This window comes from Alcaligenes sp. SORT26 (assembly GCF_017377875.1).
Lineage (GTDB): Bacteria > Pseudomonadota > Gammaproteobacteria > Burkholderiales > Burkholderiaceae_B > Alcaligenes > Alcaligenes parafaecalis.
Genome location: NZ_CP070975.1, coordinates 2,183,977 through 2,199,074, shown reverse-complemented (window position 1 = coordinate 2,199,074; position 15,098 = coordinate 2,183,977). Strand labels below are relative to the sequence as shown.

Annotated in this window: 14 protein-coding genes; 10 read left to right on the top strand and 4 right to left on the bottom strand. The window is 55.3% G+C overall.

Features of this window, described 5'->3' with window-relative positions; genetic code table 11:
- Nucleotides 1–27 precede the first annotated feature (27 nt).
- Nucleotides 28–954, bottom strand: coding sequence for a LysR substrate-binding domain-containing protein (locus tag JYG33_RS10130; protein ID WP_207872157.1), 927 nt, complete (start codon nt 952–954; stop codon nt 28–30).
- 166 nt (nt 955–1,120) lie between these two features.
- Between JYG33_RS10130 and JYG33_RS10125 the strand changes: the two genes are divergently transcribed.
- From JYG33_RS10125 to JYG33_RS10100, 6 genes are all read left to right on the top strand, one after another.
- Nucleotides 1,121–1,651, top strand: a complete 531-nt coding sequence (locus JYG33_RS10125) for a cupin (RefSeq protein WP_207872156.1) — start codon at nt 1,121–1,123, stop codon at nt 1,649–1,651.
- Between the two features lie 24 nt (nt 1,652–1,675).
- On the top strand, nt 1,676–2,713 hold the full coding sequence (locus JYG33_RS10120) for a tripartite tricarboxylate transporter substrate binding protein (RefSeq protein ID WP_243430141.1): 1,038 nt from the start codon (nt 1,676–1,678) through the stop codon (nt 2,711–2,713).
- Nucleotides 2,714–2,752: 39 nt separating this feature from the next.
- The gene (locus tag JYG33_RS10115) at nt 2,753–3,667 is read left to right on the top strand and encodes a dioxygenase (protein WP_207872155.1); all 915 of its coding nucleotides are present in this window, start codon (nt 2,753–2,755) and stop codon (nt 3,665–3,667) included.
- Between the two features lie 97 nt (nt 3,668–3,764).
- Nucleotides 3,765–4,754 (top strand): zinc-binding alcohol dehydrogenase family protein, encoded by a 990-nt coding sequence (locus JYG33_RS10110; RefSeq protein WP_207872154.1) that lies wholly within the window; start codon nt 3,765–3,767, stop codon nt 4,752–4,754.
- A 54-nt stretch (nt 4,755–4,808) separates the two neighbouring features.
- The gene (locus JYG33_RS10105; RefSeq protein WP_207872153.1) at nt 4,809–5,795 is read left to right on the top strand and encodes a tripartite tricarboxylate transporter substrate binding protein; all 987 of its coding nucleotides are present in this window, start codon (nt 4,809–4,811) and stop codon (nt 5,793–5,795) included.
- Between the two features lie 107 nt (nt 5,796–5,902).
- The gene (locus JYG33_RS10100) at nt 5,903–6,823 is read left to right on the top strand and encodes a porin (RefSeq protein ID WP_243430140.1); all 921 of its coding nucleotides are present in this window, start codon (nt 5,903–5,905) and stop codon (nt 6,821–6,823) included.
- A 64-nt stretch (nt 6,824–6,887) separates the two neighbouring features.
- On the opposite strand, the gene JYG33_RS10095 is transcribed toward JYG33_RS10100, so the two are convergent.
- Nucleotides 6,888–7,748 (bottom strand): LysR substrate-binding domain-containing protein, encoded by an 861-nt coding sequence (locus JYG33_RS10095; protein WP_207872152.1) that lies wholly within the window; start codon nt 7,746–7,748, stop codon nt 6,888–6,890.
- Nucleotides 7,749–8,111: 363 nt separating this feature from the next.
- Between JYG33_RS10095 and JYG33_RS10090 the strand changes: the two genes are divergently transcribed.
- Nucleotides 8,112–8,729, top strand: a complete 618-nt coding sequence (locus tag JYG33_RS10090) for a LysE family translocator (protein WP_207872151.1) — start codon at nt 8,112–8,114, stop codon at nt 8,727–8,729.
- A gap of 330 nt (nt 8,730–9,059) precedes the next feature.
- On the top strand, nt 9,060–10,337 hold the full coding sequence (locus JYG33_RS10085) for a hypothetical protein (protein WP_207872150.1): 1,278 nt from the start codon (nt 9,060–9,062) through the stop codon (nt 10,335–10,337).
- A gap of 244 nt (nt 10,338–10,581) precedes the next feature.
- On the opposite strand, the gene JYG33_RS10080 is transcribed toward JYG33_RS10085, so the two are convergent.
- Both JYG33_RS10080 and JYG33_RS10075 read right to left on the bottom strand, forming a co-directional pair.
- Nucleotides 10,582–12,228: a long-chain-fatty-acid--CoA ligase gene (locus JYG33_RS10080; protein WP_207872149.1), complete on the bottom strand. Its 1,647-nt coding sequence runs from the start codon at nt 12,226–12,228 to the stop codon at nt 10,582–10,584.
- A gap of 140 nt (nt 12,229–12,368) precedes the next feature.
- Nucleotides 12,369–13,253, bottom strand: coding sequence for a LysR substrate-binding domain-containing protein (locus JYG33_RS10075; protein ID WP_207872148.1), 885 nt, complete (start codon nt 13,251–13,253; stop codon nt 12,369–12,371).
- Between the two features lie 173 nt (nt 13,254–13,426).
- Here JYG33_RS10075 and phnD point away from each other — a divergent pair, with 173 nt between their 5' ends.
- Together phnD and phnC are read left to right on the top strand one after the other, a co-directional pair.
- Nucleotides 13,427–14,257, top strand: coding sequence for a phosphonate ABC transporter substrate-binding protein (phnD, locus tag JYG33_RS10070; protein ID WP_243430347.1), 831 nt, complete (start codon nt 13,427–13,429; stop codon nt 14,255–14,257).
- Complete coding sequence (gene phnC, locus JYG33_RS10065) at nt 14,254–15,075, top strand: phosphonate ABC transporter ATP-binding protein (protein ID WP_207872146.1); 822 nt, start codon at nt 14,254–14,256, stop codon at nt 15,073–15,075. The genes phnD and phnC overlap by 4 nt, the downstream gene beginning before the upstream one ends.
- Nucleotides 15,076–15,098: the final 23 nt, after the last annotated feature.

The window sequence follows — 15,098 nt, the reverse complement described above, 5'->3', positions numbered from 1 at the left end:
TTACGCCCTCTTTCTCGCTCAGAAGTCTTAGAAATCCAGCGCCGCGTGCGGCCAGCGCCCCTTGTCTTTAAGTTCACGCACTACGCTGCCAAAAATATTCACCAGTTCGCGGGTTGCACGCGAGGCGGGGCGGTCGGAAGGGTGCGCCAGTATGCGGCGTAGATGCAGGCCCGCTATCGGATAGGCCACTAGCCTGCCAGCCTCGATGTCTTCCAGTACGGCGGCGGCAAAGTGAACCGTAGCTCCTACTTTGCCGTGGACCAGCCGTTTCGCCACTTCAATGGATTCCACCTCTACCACCTGGTTCAGGTGTACACCTGCATGGGCTGCACTGGCTTCTAGCTCCATGCGTATGCCTGATTTAGCGATACCCGTCATGATTAAAGGAAGTCGTGCCAGTTGCTTGAGCGTGACGACAGGGCCCTTGACACGAGTGTCTTGCGGCAGGCAAATCAGGCACAGATCTTCGGTCAGCAAAGGGTAAGTGTGCAGGTTCACCAGCGACATGGGGCCGTTCAGAATGGCCAGATCAACCTGGCCTTTGCGCATCATCTCGTGCAGGGAAGGGGCAAAGGCTTCCACAAAACGCAACCTGACTTGTGGCAAACGCTGGTGAACAGCTCGGGTTAGTGGGGTAGCCAAGGTCAGTGCCAGCCCTGGCGAAATACCTACAGAAATTGGACCGCTAGGATTGTGTTGGCGAGCAATCATGTCCTGTTTGATCTGTTCGGCGTAGTGGAGCAAGACGGTGGCCCGCTCCAGCAGATATTCCCCGTCCTCGGTGGGGGTCGCTCCCCGCGAGTGACGTACAAACAGTTGCACCCCCAGTTCCTCTTCAAGTAGCTGAATTTGTCGGGTCAGTGCGGGTTGAGCCACATGCAGCACGCTGGCCGCCCGTCCGAAATGACATTGATTGGCCAGGGTCACAAAGTAGCGTAGCTGTCGTAAGTCCATGCTGGGGGCGGCTTGGAGCCGACTGTAAAAAAGTTGATAACAAAATTATATGGGACTGCTCAAAAAATGGTAGTGGATGGATTGAATGTTGATGCCTTAATCTTTTTTTACAGCGATGAAAAGTGAATCTTGACAGGCTGACACTTAATCTCAAAAAGGAATGGAAATGGATATTTCAGTTAAAGAAATGGAGGCAACCCGGATTGCTCGCTGGGGCAAGGTGGAACCTTACCGGGAGACTTTTATCGAAAGTCGTCTGCCAGGCATGAAGAAGAACATCTACAAAATCATGAATCGTGGCGTACTGGAGAACAAGGGTGTGGAGCCTGCCATTCCCGGCAACCATCGTTTTGGTGTGACCTTCATTGAGATTCCCGTTGGCCAGGGGGCCAGCTTGCACGCTCATAAAACCGAAGAAGTGTTCTGCCCCTTGAACGGCCAGATGGAAGTGATCTGGGGAGAGAAGGGCGAGCACTCGGTGATGCTGAACCAGTGGGATGTGATTTCCTGCCCGATTGGTGTGATGCGCGGCTTTCGCAACCCGAATGATCATGCCTTGGTGGTGTATTCGGTGGTGGGCGGCACGGATGAGGAATGTGGCCGTATTGCCTGGCATCCTGATGTGGTGAAAGCCGCCGAGGAAACCGGGCTGGTCTATGGTCAGGACGGCTATTTGTCAGAGAACGAAAAGGCCTGAAGGAAATAGCACGAGGCGTTCTTTATGAACGCCATCGCACGACAAGAATCGGGGGATGACATGGACGGACAAAACGGCAGTTTTAGCCGCCGCCGACAGTGCTTGCGTTTATTGGTGGGAGGAGCGCTTTTGACGGCTGTAGCTCCCTTGTGGGCGCAAGCAGGCACAAAGCGCGCCAGTCTGCGCATTGTGGTTCCCTTTGCAGCGGGTGGCACCTCGGATCTGGTCGCTCGGCTGTTGGCCAAGCATCTGCCGCAAGTCTTGGATCAGACCGTCATGGTGGATAACCGAACAGGGGCAGGCGGCAATATTGGCATTGCCTCGGTAGCGCGGGCTGCCCCGGATGGTCGTACTGTCTTGCTGGTGTCCTCCTCTTTTGTCACGAATCCGGCCTTGTATCCAGAGGGCGGCCCCTACGATCCCATTCGTCAGTTCGAGCCTGTCGCTTTAATCGTCACCTCGCCGGATGTCATTGTTGTGCGCTCAGACAGCTCCTGGTACAGCTTGCAGGATTTGGTGGAGGCGGCCAGCACCCAAGTGCAAGGGCTGACCTATTCCACACCAGGCACAGGCAATAGCGTTCATCTGGGTGGCGAGCTGCTTTGGCAGCGTACTGGCGGACAGTTTTTACATGTGCCCTACGCAGGCGCTGCCCCTGCGTTGGTAGCTGTGTTAGGCGCACAGGTTGATTGTGGCCTGACTTCTTTGCCTGCCGCACGAGCTCATCTGGACAGCGGTGCCTTGCGTGCCCTGGCTGTCGGTAGTCGCGAGCGCTGGCCGAGCTTGCCGGACGTACCCACAGTGGAGCAGGCCGGTGTGTCGGATTACCAATCCGAAACCTTGCAGGCACTTTTTGCACCTGCCGGTACACCGGCACAGGAAGTGGCGCGGATTAATGCTGCTTTGGTTCAAGTGTTGGCCAAAGAGGAGGTCAGGCACGCCTTGATAGACCAGGGGTTTGTGGTAGTGGGTAGTACGCCGCAGGCTTTGGCTCAACGCGTGGCCGTTGAAGTGCCACGTTGGGCGGCTGTGGCGCGCAGCGCCAATGTGCGCTTGGATTAACGAGCTTGCTGCTCATTTTTGTACACAGGAGCAAAGACAATGACACAGAGCAACACAATGGAGTTGAGCCCGCATGCCGAGACTCAACAGACTATTCCCGCCACGCCCGAGGCCTTGCTGAAAGCCGTGCTGGCAGCCAATCAGGCGGCAGACCCACGTACTCGTGAGATTCTGGATTCCTTGATTCGCCACTTGCATGCTTTCGCACAGGATGTGCGTTTGAGCTATGACGAGTTGCACAAAGGTCTGGATTTCATGGTCGAGGTTGGGCAGGCCACCAATCCTTTGCGTCATGAAGGTATCTTGCTAGCCGACATTCTGGGCGTTGCCACCTTGGTACTGTTGATGGATGCCAAGGCTGTACTGGCAGCGGGTGGTACCGAGCCCGCTTTGATTGGTCCTTTCTGGCGTGCCAATCAGCCTGTGCTGGATAACGGGGCTTCGATTGCGTCTACAGACACGCAAGGTTTGCCGTTGCTGGTGTCTGGCAAAGTGGTGTCCATTGATGGTTCCCCGATCAAGGGAGCCCGCATTGAGGTGTGGCAGGCTGCCCCCAGCGGACTGTACGAGAACCAGGACCCGGAGCAGGAAGATATGAATCTGCGCGGCATTTTTATCAGCGATGTGGATGGCCGCTTCTGGTTCGAGAGCGTCAAACCTTCGGGTTATGGCGTTCCTATTGATGGTCCATGTGGCACCTTGCTGGCTATTCAGAAGCGCGATCACATGCGCCCGGCCCACGTGCATTTTATTGCTTCCGCAGCGGGTCACAAGGTGCTGACCACACAAATTTTCGATGCTCATGACCCTTATGCCTACAGCGATGCCGCCTTTGGTGCGGTTGGGTCTTTGCTGCGTGAGTTCGAGGCCTCATCCGATGGCACGTATCGCCTGGAGGTGGAGTTAAAGCTTGAGCCAGGCCATACCCCTATGCCCAAGCCGCCTCTGTCCTGATCCACCCGACTGCCTGGCAGTTAGCCCCGGAATGGCGGGGCCGCGAAGGGGATTTTGCCCACTTCCTGTTTGTATGTTTTTTTCAGTAGGTATAACTATGAATCACAAATCCCAAGCCATCAAAGTTAGTCAGAGAGCCCTGGAGCCCGAGCTTCTTGCCCCTGAGCTCGTAGATCAGATCATGCCGATTGCAGCAGAGGGCATGGTAGTGGTCGAGGTGGCCGCCGCTGCGATCAATCCCAGCGATGTGAAGGCGGCCATGGGCATGATGCCTTATGCCATCTGGCCTCGCACGCCGGGGCGTGACTACGCAGGTATGGTTGTGGCTGGCCCGCAGGATTGGCTGGGCAAGGACGTGTGGGGGACCGGTGGTGATCTGGGGATCACGCGTGACGGTACACATGCTCGCTATCTGACACTGCCTGTCGAGGCCCTGGTGGCCAGGCCCGATCATATTTCTGCTGCCAGCGCTGCGACAGCCGGTGTGCCTTTTATTACGGCTTATGAAGGGGTGCGACGTGCAGGTCTGACGGGCGCGGGCCAGACCGTACTGGTGTGCGGCTCTAACGGCAAAGTGGGGCAAGCTGTAATTCAGTTGGCGACACGGGCGGGCGCTCGGGTAATCGGGGTAGAGCGTGCCGGGCAAGCCTATTCAGGTCATGCCAGCAGCGACATTGAAATTCTTGATGGTCATAGTGAGGATCTGGCCAAACAAGTAATGGCCATGACCGATGGCAAAGGCGTGGATATTGCTTACAACACAGTGGGCTCGCCGTATTTCGAAGCCTGTCTTCAGTCCTTGGCCTTAGGCGGCACGCAGGTTGTTATCTCCACCCCCAGCCGTAATGTTCCCTTTGATATTCAGGCTTTCTACCGACGCGACCTGCGTTTGATTGGGGTAGATAGCCTCAAGTTGAATGCCAGCCGCTGCGCTGATGTATTACGCAGCCTGCTGCCGGGTTTTATGGATGGCAGCTTGCAGGCGTTCCCTGTTGATGAGTCGGGGCTAGTTCCATTGGCGGGAGCCCGTCAGGCGTATCTGCAGGTGTTGGCAGGATCGGCTCAGCGTCTGGTGTTGACGCCGTAATGTGGGCCGGCGTAGACCGGCCTATTTTTTTAAAATAATAATCAGGAGACAAGCATGACGATCAATCGTCGGCAGTTTATGCAGTTGGGGGGCGCAGCCTTGGGGTTCGCCGCATTGCCTGCGGCCTTGCGCGCGCAGTCCGCCTATCCGGCCCAGCCGGTGCGTCTTATTGTTCCATTTACAGCGGGGTCGACTACCGATGTTATTGGGCGAGCAGTGGCCGAACGTCTGGAAAGCCGTTTGAGTACTTCGTTTGTGGTTGAAAACAGGCCAGGTGCGGGGGGGGTGCTGGGGGCCACGATGGTGGCACGGTCGGCGGCTGACGGACACACCGTGTTGATCCATTCAGCAGGTCATCTGGCCAATCCCGAGCTGTATTCGGATTTGCAGTATGACACCTTGGGTGACTTCACCCCGGTCACGCGTCTGGCAGCTATGCCCAATGTGGTGGTGGCCACGACCAGCCGGGACTTCAAGTCGCTGGCTGATTTGGTGGAGCAGGCCAAGGCGGCGCCAGGGGACTTTACCTATGGGTCTTCGGGAAATGGAAGTGGTGCACATATTGCTGGCGAGAAGTTTCGCGTTGCTGTCGGCCTGGATGTGTTGCATGTGCCCTATCGCGGTACGCCTGAAGCGGTGAATGATGTGATTGCTGGCCGTATCGATTGGTTCTTCCTGCCCCTGGCCTTGGCTTTACCCATGGTGCAGTCGGGCAAGCTGACGGCTTTGGCTATTAGCGATGTGCAGCGCTCGCCTTTGCTGCCTGATGTGCCGACCACAACGGAAGCGGGTTTCCCGGGTGTGGATAATCCGTTCTGGGTTGGCATGTTTGTCCCCTCCAAAACACCTGATTCGGTGGTGCAACGCTTGCATGCCGAAACAGTAGCTGCCCTGGAGTCCGATGTTATCCGCACGCGCTTTGAGAAGCTGGGGGCCAAGCCCACGCCTATGCCACAGGCGCAGTTTGCCGAGCAGGTGAAAGCTGAAATGGACAGCACACGCGCTCTGATTCGTCAGGCTGGCATCAGTAAAGCAGGCTAAAGGGGGCAGCTTTGAAAACTCAAGTAATGGTTTTTCTGGCGGGAGGCCTGCTGGCAGGAGCGGCCTGTGCGCAAAGTTCATCTTTAACGATCTTTGGGCACTTGGATATGAATATCACTACCGCCAATGCCGGGGGGCGGTCTCAAACGGGCATGGATCAGGGTGGGTATATGTTGCCCAGTCGACTGGGTTTGCGCGGTACTGAATCATTGAGTGATGGCTGGTCGTTAGGCTTCTGGCTGGAAGCACCGGTTTTACCAAATACGGGCGAGCCGCAGGGTTTGGAATGGAGCCGACGTTCTACCATCAGCCTGCTTAGCCAGCAGTTAGGTGAGATCCGCTTGGGGCGCGACTATACCGCGGCTTTCTGGAACGTCTCGGCCTTTTCACCCTTTGGCACTGTCGGGGTAGGTGGCAGCAGCAACATTATTTTGGGTTGGCCGCAGGGGCTAGGAGAGGCAAGCACCCTGTCACGGGCAAGTAATATGATCTCGTATTTTCTACCTAAGAATTTGGGTGGTGTCTACGGTCAGTTCAACTACGCCTATGACAATGGCAGCAAGGGTGCAGGCTATGCAGGCGGGCGCCTGGGCTATGAAAATGGACCCTTGAATGTGGCGGGAGCTTATGGCCGAACCTCAATGGGGGGCTATGGCTATGAGACAGCAACACTGGGTGCTTCTTATGATTTCAAGGCGCTCAAGCTATACACCAATTATTTGTGGCACAAGCTGGGAGCAGATAAACAGGAGGTGGCTCTAGTGGGGGTTATGGTGCCTGTGGGCAAGGGGCAGCTCAAACTGTCGGCGGCCTCCTCCTGGCAGTCGGGGCGCAAGGATGGGGATGATGCACAGCAATATGCAATTGGCTATGTCCATCCCTTGAGTAAACGCACGACGTTGTATTCGGCCTATGGCTATATCCGGAATCAAGGCCAGGCCAGCTTTGTGACTTCGGATATCTCACCAGAAGGCCAGGCTGGCCGGAAATCCTCCGGTTTGCAGTTTGGCATTAGCCATTCGTTCTAGACGGTTTGGTCTTCCTTCGCGGAGCGGAGGAAGACTCTGATGAGTGCATGTTTTTGAGCCACAGTCAGGAACCTGCCAACTGCTCACAAAGCCAATCTGCAAACACCTCCGCACGCGGGTTCTGATCCAGTGCCTGGGGCGAGAGCAGGTAGTACGCCGAGCCGTCCGGGATGAAGCCATGCGGGGCAATCAGTTGGCCGTTGTGCAGTTCATCTTCCACCATCAGCTGCGACACCATCGCCATGCCTTGCCCGGACAGGGCGGCCTGGATGCACAAGTAAAAATGCTCCAGTTGCAGCTTGCTGGCGGAGCGTAGGGTGGTGTTGCTAAGCCGTGCCCAAGTAGCCCAGGCTTGGGCACGGGAACTGCTATGTATCAGCACCTGTTTGGACGCTTCCTGCGTGTATGGGTATTGAGGCTGGCAGACCGGGCCTATCTTCTCATCGCATAGCCTCAGGCCGCAGACCGAGTCGGCCCAATGGAAGTCATCGCGACGTATTGCCAGATCCACCCCCATTTGAGCGAAGTTGACCGGCCCCCCGGCGGTGATCAGGTGCACGGTGATATTAGGGTGCAATGCCTGAAAATTCCCCAGGCGCGGAATCAACCATTTCATGGCGATGGTGGGTTCGCAGGAGACGGCCAGAGCATGCTCGCGCTGGGTTTGCTGCAGTTGATACACCACATCTTCCAGCCGTTCAAACATGGGGGCGGTGACATGCAAAAGCTGGCGGCCTGCAGGCGTCAGAAAGACAGCCCGATTACGCCGCTCAAACAACTCGACTCCCAGGGATTCTTCCAGCGCTCGAATCTGGCGGCTGACTGCGCCGTGAGTGACATGCAGTAGCTGGGCTGCCTGCACAAAACTACCTGCCTGGGCCGCGGTGTCGAAGTAGCGGAAGGCCGTGAGATTAGGGATTTGCATGGTCGATGAAAACTCACAGAAATGGCGCAGTAATTATCGTTTTTAAATTAGCACAGGATTATCAATAATGAAATGCTGTGAGTGGCGATAATTTTATGGAAAAAGTGGGTATGAAAGTGATTCAGTATCGGGCCTGGGTAAGTCACCTTGGTGGGAAAAATAATAATAAATAAATGAATTTCGCGCCTGTAAAAAACACTATTTTTTAGGTTTTTGGCTGTCGTTTTCGATTGAGCATCTGGCTGAGCTTGAGCCGTTCACCAGACAGTACAGAACCTTCTCAAGTGTAGGGCAGGGCCTGGGAGCTGGCGGCTTTCGGAGTGGGGCTTAGCCCCGATTTCATCAAACTTAAGGTTGTTAAAAATGCATGAACTGTTGGCGGTTGCCACCATCACCATCCTGGCTGTGATCAGTCCTGGCCCGGACTTCGCCATGGTCACTCGTAATGGTTATTCCTTTGGCCGCAGGATTGGTTTGATTTCAGCGCTGGGCATTGCCGCAGGAGTGCAGGTGCACGTGGTCTACACCGTGCTGGGGGTAGCGATTCTGATTACCCAGTCGCCCACCTTGTTTTGGGTGATGAAGGTGGCTGGGGCGGCGTACTTGATGTATTTGGGCTACCAGTCTTTTCGGAATCGCACGCCCTTGAATACGGATGGCGAACCAGGGAAGGTACCTAGCGCGTGGCAAGCCTTTGGGATGGGCTTTTTGACCAATGCCTTGAACCCTAAAACCATGCTGTTTGTAGTGGCGACGTTTACGCAGTTGGTGCAGCCTGATGCGCCGTTCTGGCTGAATTTTGCTTATGGGTTTTTTATGTCGTTTGCCCATTGGGTCTGGTTCAGTATCGTCGCCATCGTGTTTTCAAACAGGCGGTTGCGGGCGGCGATGCTGGCTAGGCAGAGGCTGCTGGATAGGGGGATTGGTGTTGCTTTGCTGGGTTTGGGTGCATCGCTCTTGTTTACCAACTCGGTGTCCTAGAAGGGCGCAATGGATGGCAGAAGCTGGAGCAGGCAAGGTCAAGGGCCTGTTCTATGTGGCCTGATGATTAAAGATTTTAAGAAAGCCTGATTTTTTAATTAATTGGGACTGATTATAAAATTATTTTTTAATGAGTTTTATATGGCTATTAATAATAGAAATTTAAAAATATAAAAAATAATAGATATTGAAAATTAAAAAAGAATATCTGTTATTTTTTGTCATTAATTGAGAGATGTCTGGTTATAGTTTGCAAGTCACTGTATTTCGTTTCGCACACTACCTGTCGATAGGGAGACAAGAATGGCTTGCAATTACCTCCGTCCCACTATGATTGTTGGTTCCTGCTTTGCATTATTGGCTGCATTTCAGGGTAGCGCTGTGGCGCAAACCCCCGAGCCCCGTTTGGATACCAGCCAGCTTTATGCTGATGTGCATTTCCATGCGTCCAATTACGCCATGCAAGGGATTCCTTTAAAGGAATACGCACAGCGATACATGAGCGCAGACCGGCAGCAGATTATTCGCTCCACCATCATGCCGATTCCCTTGCAACAACGCTGGGACGGTTTTGAGGAGTATCAGGCGCAAGGGCCCAATAATCAGATGTTTGGCCCTAATTACTACATTGGCTCTAAAGCGGACCTGTACTACTACTCGTTTATCGATGCCATGTTTGCGCGAGAGTACGAAAGGCTGGAACCCCAGTACCAGGAAAAGCTGGACGTCATGATTACGGCCTTCAATCCTATGGATGTTTATGCTTCGCAGCACATCAAGCGAGCTGTGTTGAGCTTTCCAGGCGTGTTTTCCGGGGTAGGCGAATTCACCATTCACAAGGAACTGGTGTCCAGCAAACTGGCGGGTGAAACGGTAGAAGAAACCAAGGCGCCGTCTGTGCCCCTACCCCCTGATGCGGGAGATGGCAGCAAGGTGTCCTTGTACTCCGAGTCCTTGGAGTACCTGTTCAAGACCATTGAAGAGGTCGGTCTGGTCGCGATTTTGCACAACGATATGTACCGGGTCGAGGTCAACTACAAGGGTGAGCTGGAAAACGCCTACCCGAATCAGGATTACGTAAATGGCTTGAAGCATGTCTGCGGCCACGCTCCCAATGCCAAGGTGGTGTGGGCCCACACCGGTTTGGGGCGTTTTGTTAAACCCACCAGCGATCACATTACGCGGGTGAAGAAAGTGCTGGATGCGTGCCCGAGCTGGTCTACTGATATCTCCTGGGATCTGGTGCAGGACTATATGCTGGACCCCGAACCGGGCATGCCCAGCCGCCAGGATTGGTTGAATTTCTTCAAGGAATATCAGAACCGGATTCTGTGGGGGTCAGATGTGGTGATCTTCACGCGTAACCGATTTGAGTCCAATCCGCCCACCTCGGTGACGCCGGGCAGTTTGATGCAACCGGATCAGTATCACGCTGATTTGTCCAAAATGAAGGACTTCCTGGATGAGCTTCCTGTCGCTATCGGCAACAAGATTCGCCATGAAAACTATGTGCGTTTGTTCAACCGCGCCAAGTTCTCTGTTCGCGCTTGGGAGCGCGAGAATGCGGATCTGAATATCTGGGATATTCCTACGCCAGTCCATCCTTAAGGTGGGATTGTCATGAGTGCTGCTGCCAGTTCTTGAGCGTGATTTTTCGGCACAAGAACCAGGGGTTTTCAGGAGCGGAAATAGCGGTTTGAAGCCCCTGCCTTTGCAAGAGACGCGTCATGCTCAGGCTCTTGCAAAAGAACGGCCCCCGAAGGCCTGGATGGATATCCAAACTTCGGGGGCCGTTTGGTATTGCACGTAAAGGGAGCCGAGGCTGGCTCCTTCATTCTGCTGTCAGTGTTGATTAAACCGCTTTGTTTTGTGCTGCCAGCTTGTCCAGATCCTCTTGGATCAGCTTGCGAATAGCGGTTTTCAGCAGCTTGCCGGTGGCGGTATGGGGCAATTCGTCCACCACGATCAGTTCGTCAGGAATACTCCATTTGGAGACTTGCTCTGAGAACAGCTCAATCATGTCCTGCTTGGTGAAGGTGGCATCGTCTTGCAATTGCACCACCAGGACGGGACGCTCGCCCCAGCGTTCGTCGGGCTTGGCCACAACAGCCGCTTCCTTGATCGCCGGGTGAGCCTGGGCAATGTTTTCCAGCTCGATCGAGCTGATCCATTCGCCACCGGATTTCACGACGTCTTTGGTGCGATCCACAATCTGGATAAAGCCATCGGGATCAATCGTGACGACGTCGCCCGTGTTGAACCAGCCATCTTCGGTGTGGGCAGAGGTGTCATTGCTGTTGAAGTAAGAGCCCGCAATCCAGGGGCCACGTACCATCATGGCGCCGAACATTTTGCCGTCGCGGGTGATGGGTTCGCCATCGTCGCCATCAACGCGGAACTCCACGCCAAACAGCGGACGCCCCTGCTTGGACAACAGCTTGAGCTTCTCGTTGTCAGGCAGGGATTCGTGTTTGGGCAGCAAGGCGGCCGCCAGACCCACTGGGCTGGTTTCGGTCATACCCCAGGCGTGGCGTACTTTGACGCCCAGCTTCTGGAAGCGGGTAATCATGACAGGTGGCGCAGACGAGCCCCCAATGACCAGGCGTTGCAGGCTGCTGAAGGTTTTCCCATTGGCTTGCATCCAGTCCAGCAGGCCCAGCCAGACGGTAGGGACGCCCGCTGTCATGGTGACGCCTTCGTTTTCAAATAAGGTGTGCAGGCTGGCGCCGTCCAGTTTCGGGCCGGGCAAGACCAGTTTTGCGCCAACCATCAATGCCGCATAGGGCAGGCCCCAGGCGTTGACGTGGAACATCGGGACGATGGGAGTGATGGTGTCGGAGGCCGACAGACACAGGGCATCGGGCATGCTCAAGGCAAAGGCATGCAAGATAGTGGAGCGATGGCTGTAGAGCACGCCTTTGGGGTTGCCCGTGGTGCCGGAGGTGTAGCACAGGCCGGAGGCCGTATTTTCATCAAAAACGGGCCAGTCGAAATGATCGGACTCGGCGGCAATCAGGGTTTCATAGCACTTCAGATTGGGCAGCAGGTCCGACTTGGGCATGTGCTCTTCGTCCGTCATGATGACCACGGCTTTCAGCTTGGAGAGCTGATCGGCCAGGGCTTCCAGAATCGGCATGAAGCTCAGATCGGCAAACAGGACGCTATCGCCAGCGTGCTCAATGATGTAGCCGATCTGGTCCTGAAACAGACGTGGGTTGATGGTGTGACACACCAGGCCCGAGCCTGATACGCCGTAATACAGCTCCAGGTGACGATAGCCATTCCAGGCCAGAGTGCCTACACGGTCGCCTTGTTGCAAGCCCATTTTCTGAAGCGCATTGGCCAGTTTCTGGCTGCGCTTGGACAGATCTGCATAGGTGTAGCGGTGGATGTGGCCTTCTACCGTTTGTGAGACTACCTCACGGTCTGCGTGGTAGTTGGCCGCATGACGCAGTATGGATGACACTAACAGCGGGGTATTCATCATCATGCCAAGCATGGTTTTCGTCCTCCCTGGGAGTAAATCAAACAGAACTGACGGGCCTTGAAACTGTGAGTCTACGCGCAGAAAATGGACGAAACACATCACTGACTGTCATGGCCTCCTGATGCACAGTAGCCTAAAACTCACAAATGCGTCTATGTAGTCGTTTGTATTTGCTTGCGTAATGCCAAAGCTTCTGTGAAAAATTGGGCAATCATGCGGCTGTCTCGGCGCTCGGTCAGGCAATACAAATACGTGTCGGTGCGCACGGGATCGCCCTGAATACGAACCGCTTTGAACCGATGATCCGGGATGAACTCTGCTTCGGACACCGTGCCCACGCCCAGCCCTCGGGCGACAGCTTCACGCAGGGCTTCCCGGCTGCCAATCTCCATGACCGCGCGCGGCCGTATATTTTCCTTTTCCAGTGCCGCTTCCAGACAGGCACGCGTGGTGGAACCCGATTCCCGCTGTAGCAAAGGAGCATCCTGCAAGGCAGATAAAGGCACACTGTCGTACCGGGCCAAAGGGTGCGACAAGGGGGCGAACAGAATAACAGCATGGCTGGCGTAATGTTCGGTGTGAAAGGCCGGGTCGTCGCAGGCTCCGGCCAGCACGGAAATATCGGTGGCGTAGTCGGCCAGATCCGCTAGCACCTGTGCCGAGTTCCCCATATGAATAGAGATATCCACGCCGGGAAATAGCCGGTGATAGGCCTCCACCATCTCAATCACATGAAAAGGCCCGACAGCGCCAATACGCAGTCGGCCTACATGCAGTTTTCCACTGTCATGCAGCAGGTTGAAGGCATCGACTTCCAGCGCTCCCAGTTGCTGCGCGACCGGCAACAGGGCTATCCCCACCTGGGTTAGTTGGACACCTCTGCCCCGACGATGAAACAACTCCACATCATGTTGCTGTTCCAGCCCTTGTATTTGTTTGGTCACGGTGGGTTGGGCCAGTCCCAGGGCGCGGGCCCCGGCGCTGAAACTGCCATGTCGGGCAACAGCCAGGAAGGCACGTAGGCGTGCGGCGGACATATAGACTCCATCTATAGATAACTGATGTTTTGAATGCTAAATCGATAACATGAAGGCAATGTGACCTTTCTACTATGTCGGCATTCCTCCTACAAACCTCAAGGACGACTGCCGTGAACAAGAACGTATTTCAGACAGCCCGCCGCTCTTTCATCGCGGCAAGCGCCGCCACTATTATTTTTTCGGTGTTCGGGACTGCCGCCCACGCCGCTCAGGACACCTTGACGATTGGTCTTATCCCTGCCGAAGACTCGCAGGCCATGATCGAATCGAGCAAGCAGGTTATTGAGCAACTGGAGCGCGAGTCCGGCATGAAGGTCGAGCCTTTTGTGGCTACGGACTACAACGGAATTATCGAAGCTCTGCGTGCCAAGAAGCTGGACGTGGCCTACCTGGGACCATTCTCTTATGTGCTGGCCAGCTCGGTGGCAGATGTGGAGGCCTTTGCGGTTGCCGTCACCAAGAAAACAGGTAAAAGCGCTTACAAGAGCCTGATCGTGGTGCGTGCCGATAGCGGGATCGACAATGTGGATCAGTTGAAAGGTCGCACATTTGCCTTTGTAGACCCCAGCTCTACTTCAGGCCACCTGTTCCCTAAAGCGGGCCTGGAAAACGATGGCTATAAACCTGAAGAGCTGTTCTCCCGCGTGGTGTTTTCCGGTTCGCACGATGCCAGCCTGCTGGCTGTAGCCAACAAGAAAGTAGATGCTGCTGCTGTGGCTGACCGTATTTACGCCAGCGCGATTTCCAAAGGCCAATTGGCTCAGGATGATTTGAAAGTGGTGTGGTCCTCCAGCGATATCCCCGAGTCGCCCATGGTCTGGCGCAAGGATCTGGACCCCAGCGTCAAAGAGAAAGTGGCCAAGGCCCTGGCCAATATCAAGGATGTACCTTGGGGTGATCAGGGCATGTTGAATGGCTTTCAGGCTACCGACGATGCTGCTTACAACGTGGTGCGTGATACCGCCAAGGTGCTGAATCTGGATCTGCGGAGCATGAAATGATCCGTTTGCGTGGCCTGAACAAAAGTTATGGCTCCAATGATGTCCTGTGTGGTGTGGACATGGATGCAGAAGCCGGTGAGTTTCTGGTTGTCTTAGGTCAGTCCGGAGCGGGCAAGTCCACCTTGCTGCGCTGCATGAACCGGCTGGCGCAGGCCGATACGGGCGAGATGTCGGTGGCCGGTATTGATGCCATGTCGGCTCAGGATACCCGGGCATTGCGCCGCCAGGTTGCCATGATTTTCCAGCATCACGATGTGGTGCCTCGTTTGTCAGTGCTGCGCAATGTATTGACCGGGCGTTTGGGAGCGGTTCCCGTGTGGAGCTCGATCCTGCAACTGTTCGGCCCTGCTGATATTGCCCTGGCCAAAGAGTGTCTGGAGCGTGTGGGGCTGGCGCATAAAGCCCAGGCTCGCACGGATTCCTTGTCGGGTGGCCAGCGTCAGCGTGTGGGCATTGCCCGTGCCCTGGCGCAGCGTCCCCGCATTATTCTGGCCGACGAACCGGTTGCGAGCCTGGACCCTAAAACAGCGCGTCTGGTGATGCGTTATTTGCACGACGCCAGTCGGGAACTGGGTATTACCGTAGTGTGCAACCTGCATCAGGTTGATTACGCCCGTGAGTTTGCCGACCGTATTGTGGGCCTGGCCCATGGTCGCGTGGTTTATAACGGTGCCCCTGATCTGATGACGGAAGATGATCTGGCCCGTATCTATCCTGGCCCGGAGCCAGGGCAGGGCGGTGCTCACTCTCAAGAGGCAAGTGAGGCCGCTGCTTCCTTCCTGAGCGAACCACTGACCATTGCGACCAAGGGAGCCTGATCATGGAACATAAATATTCCTGG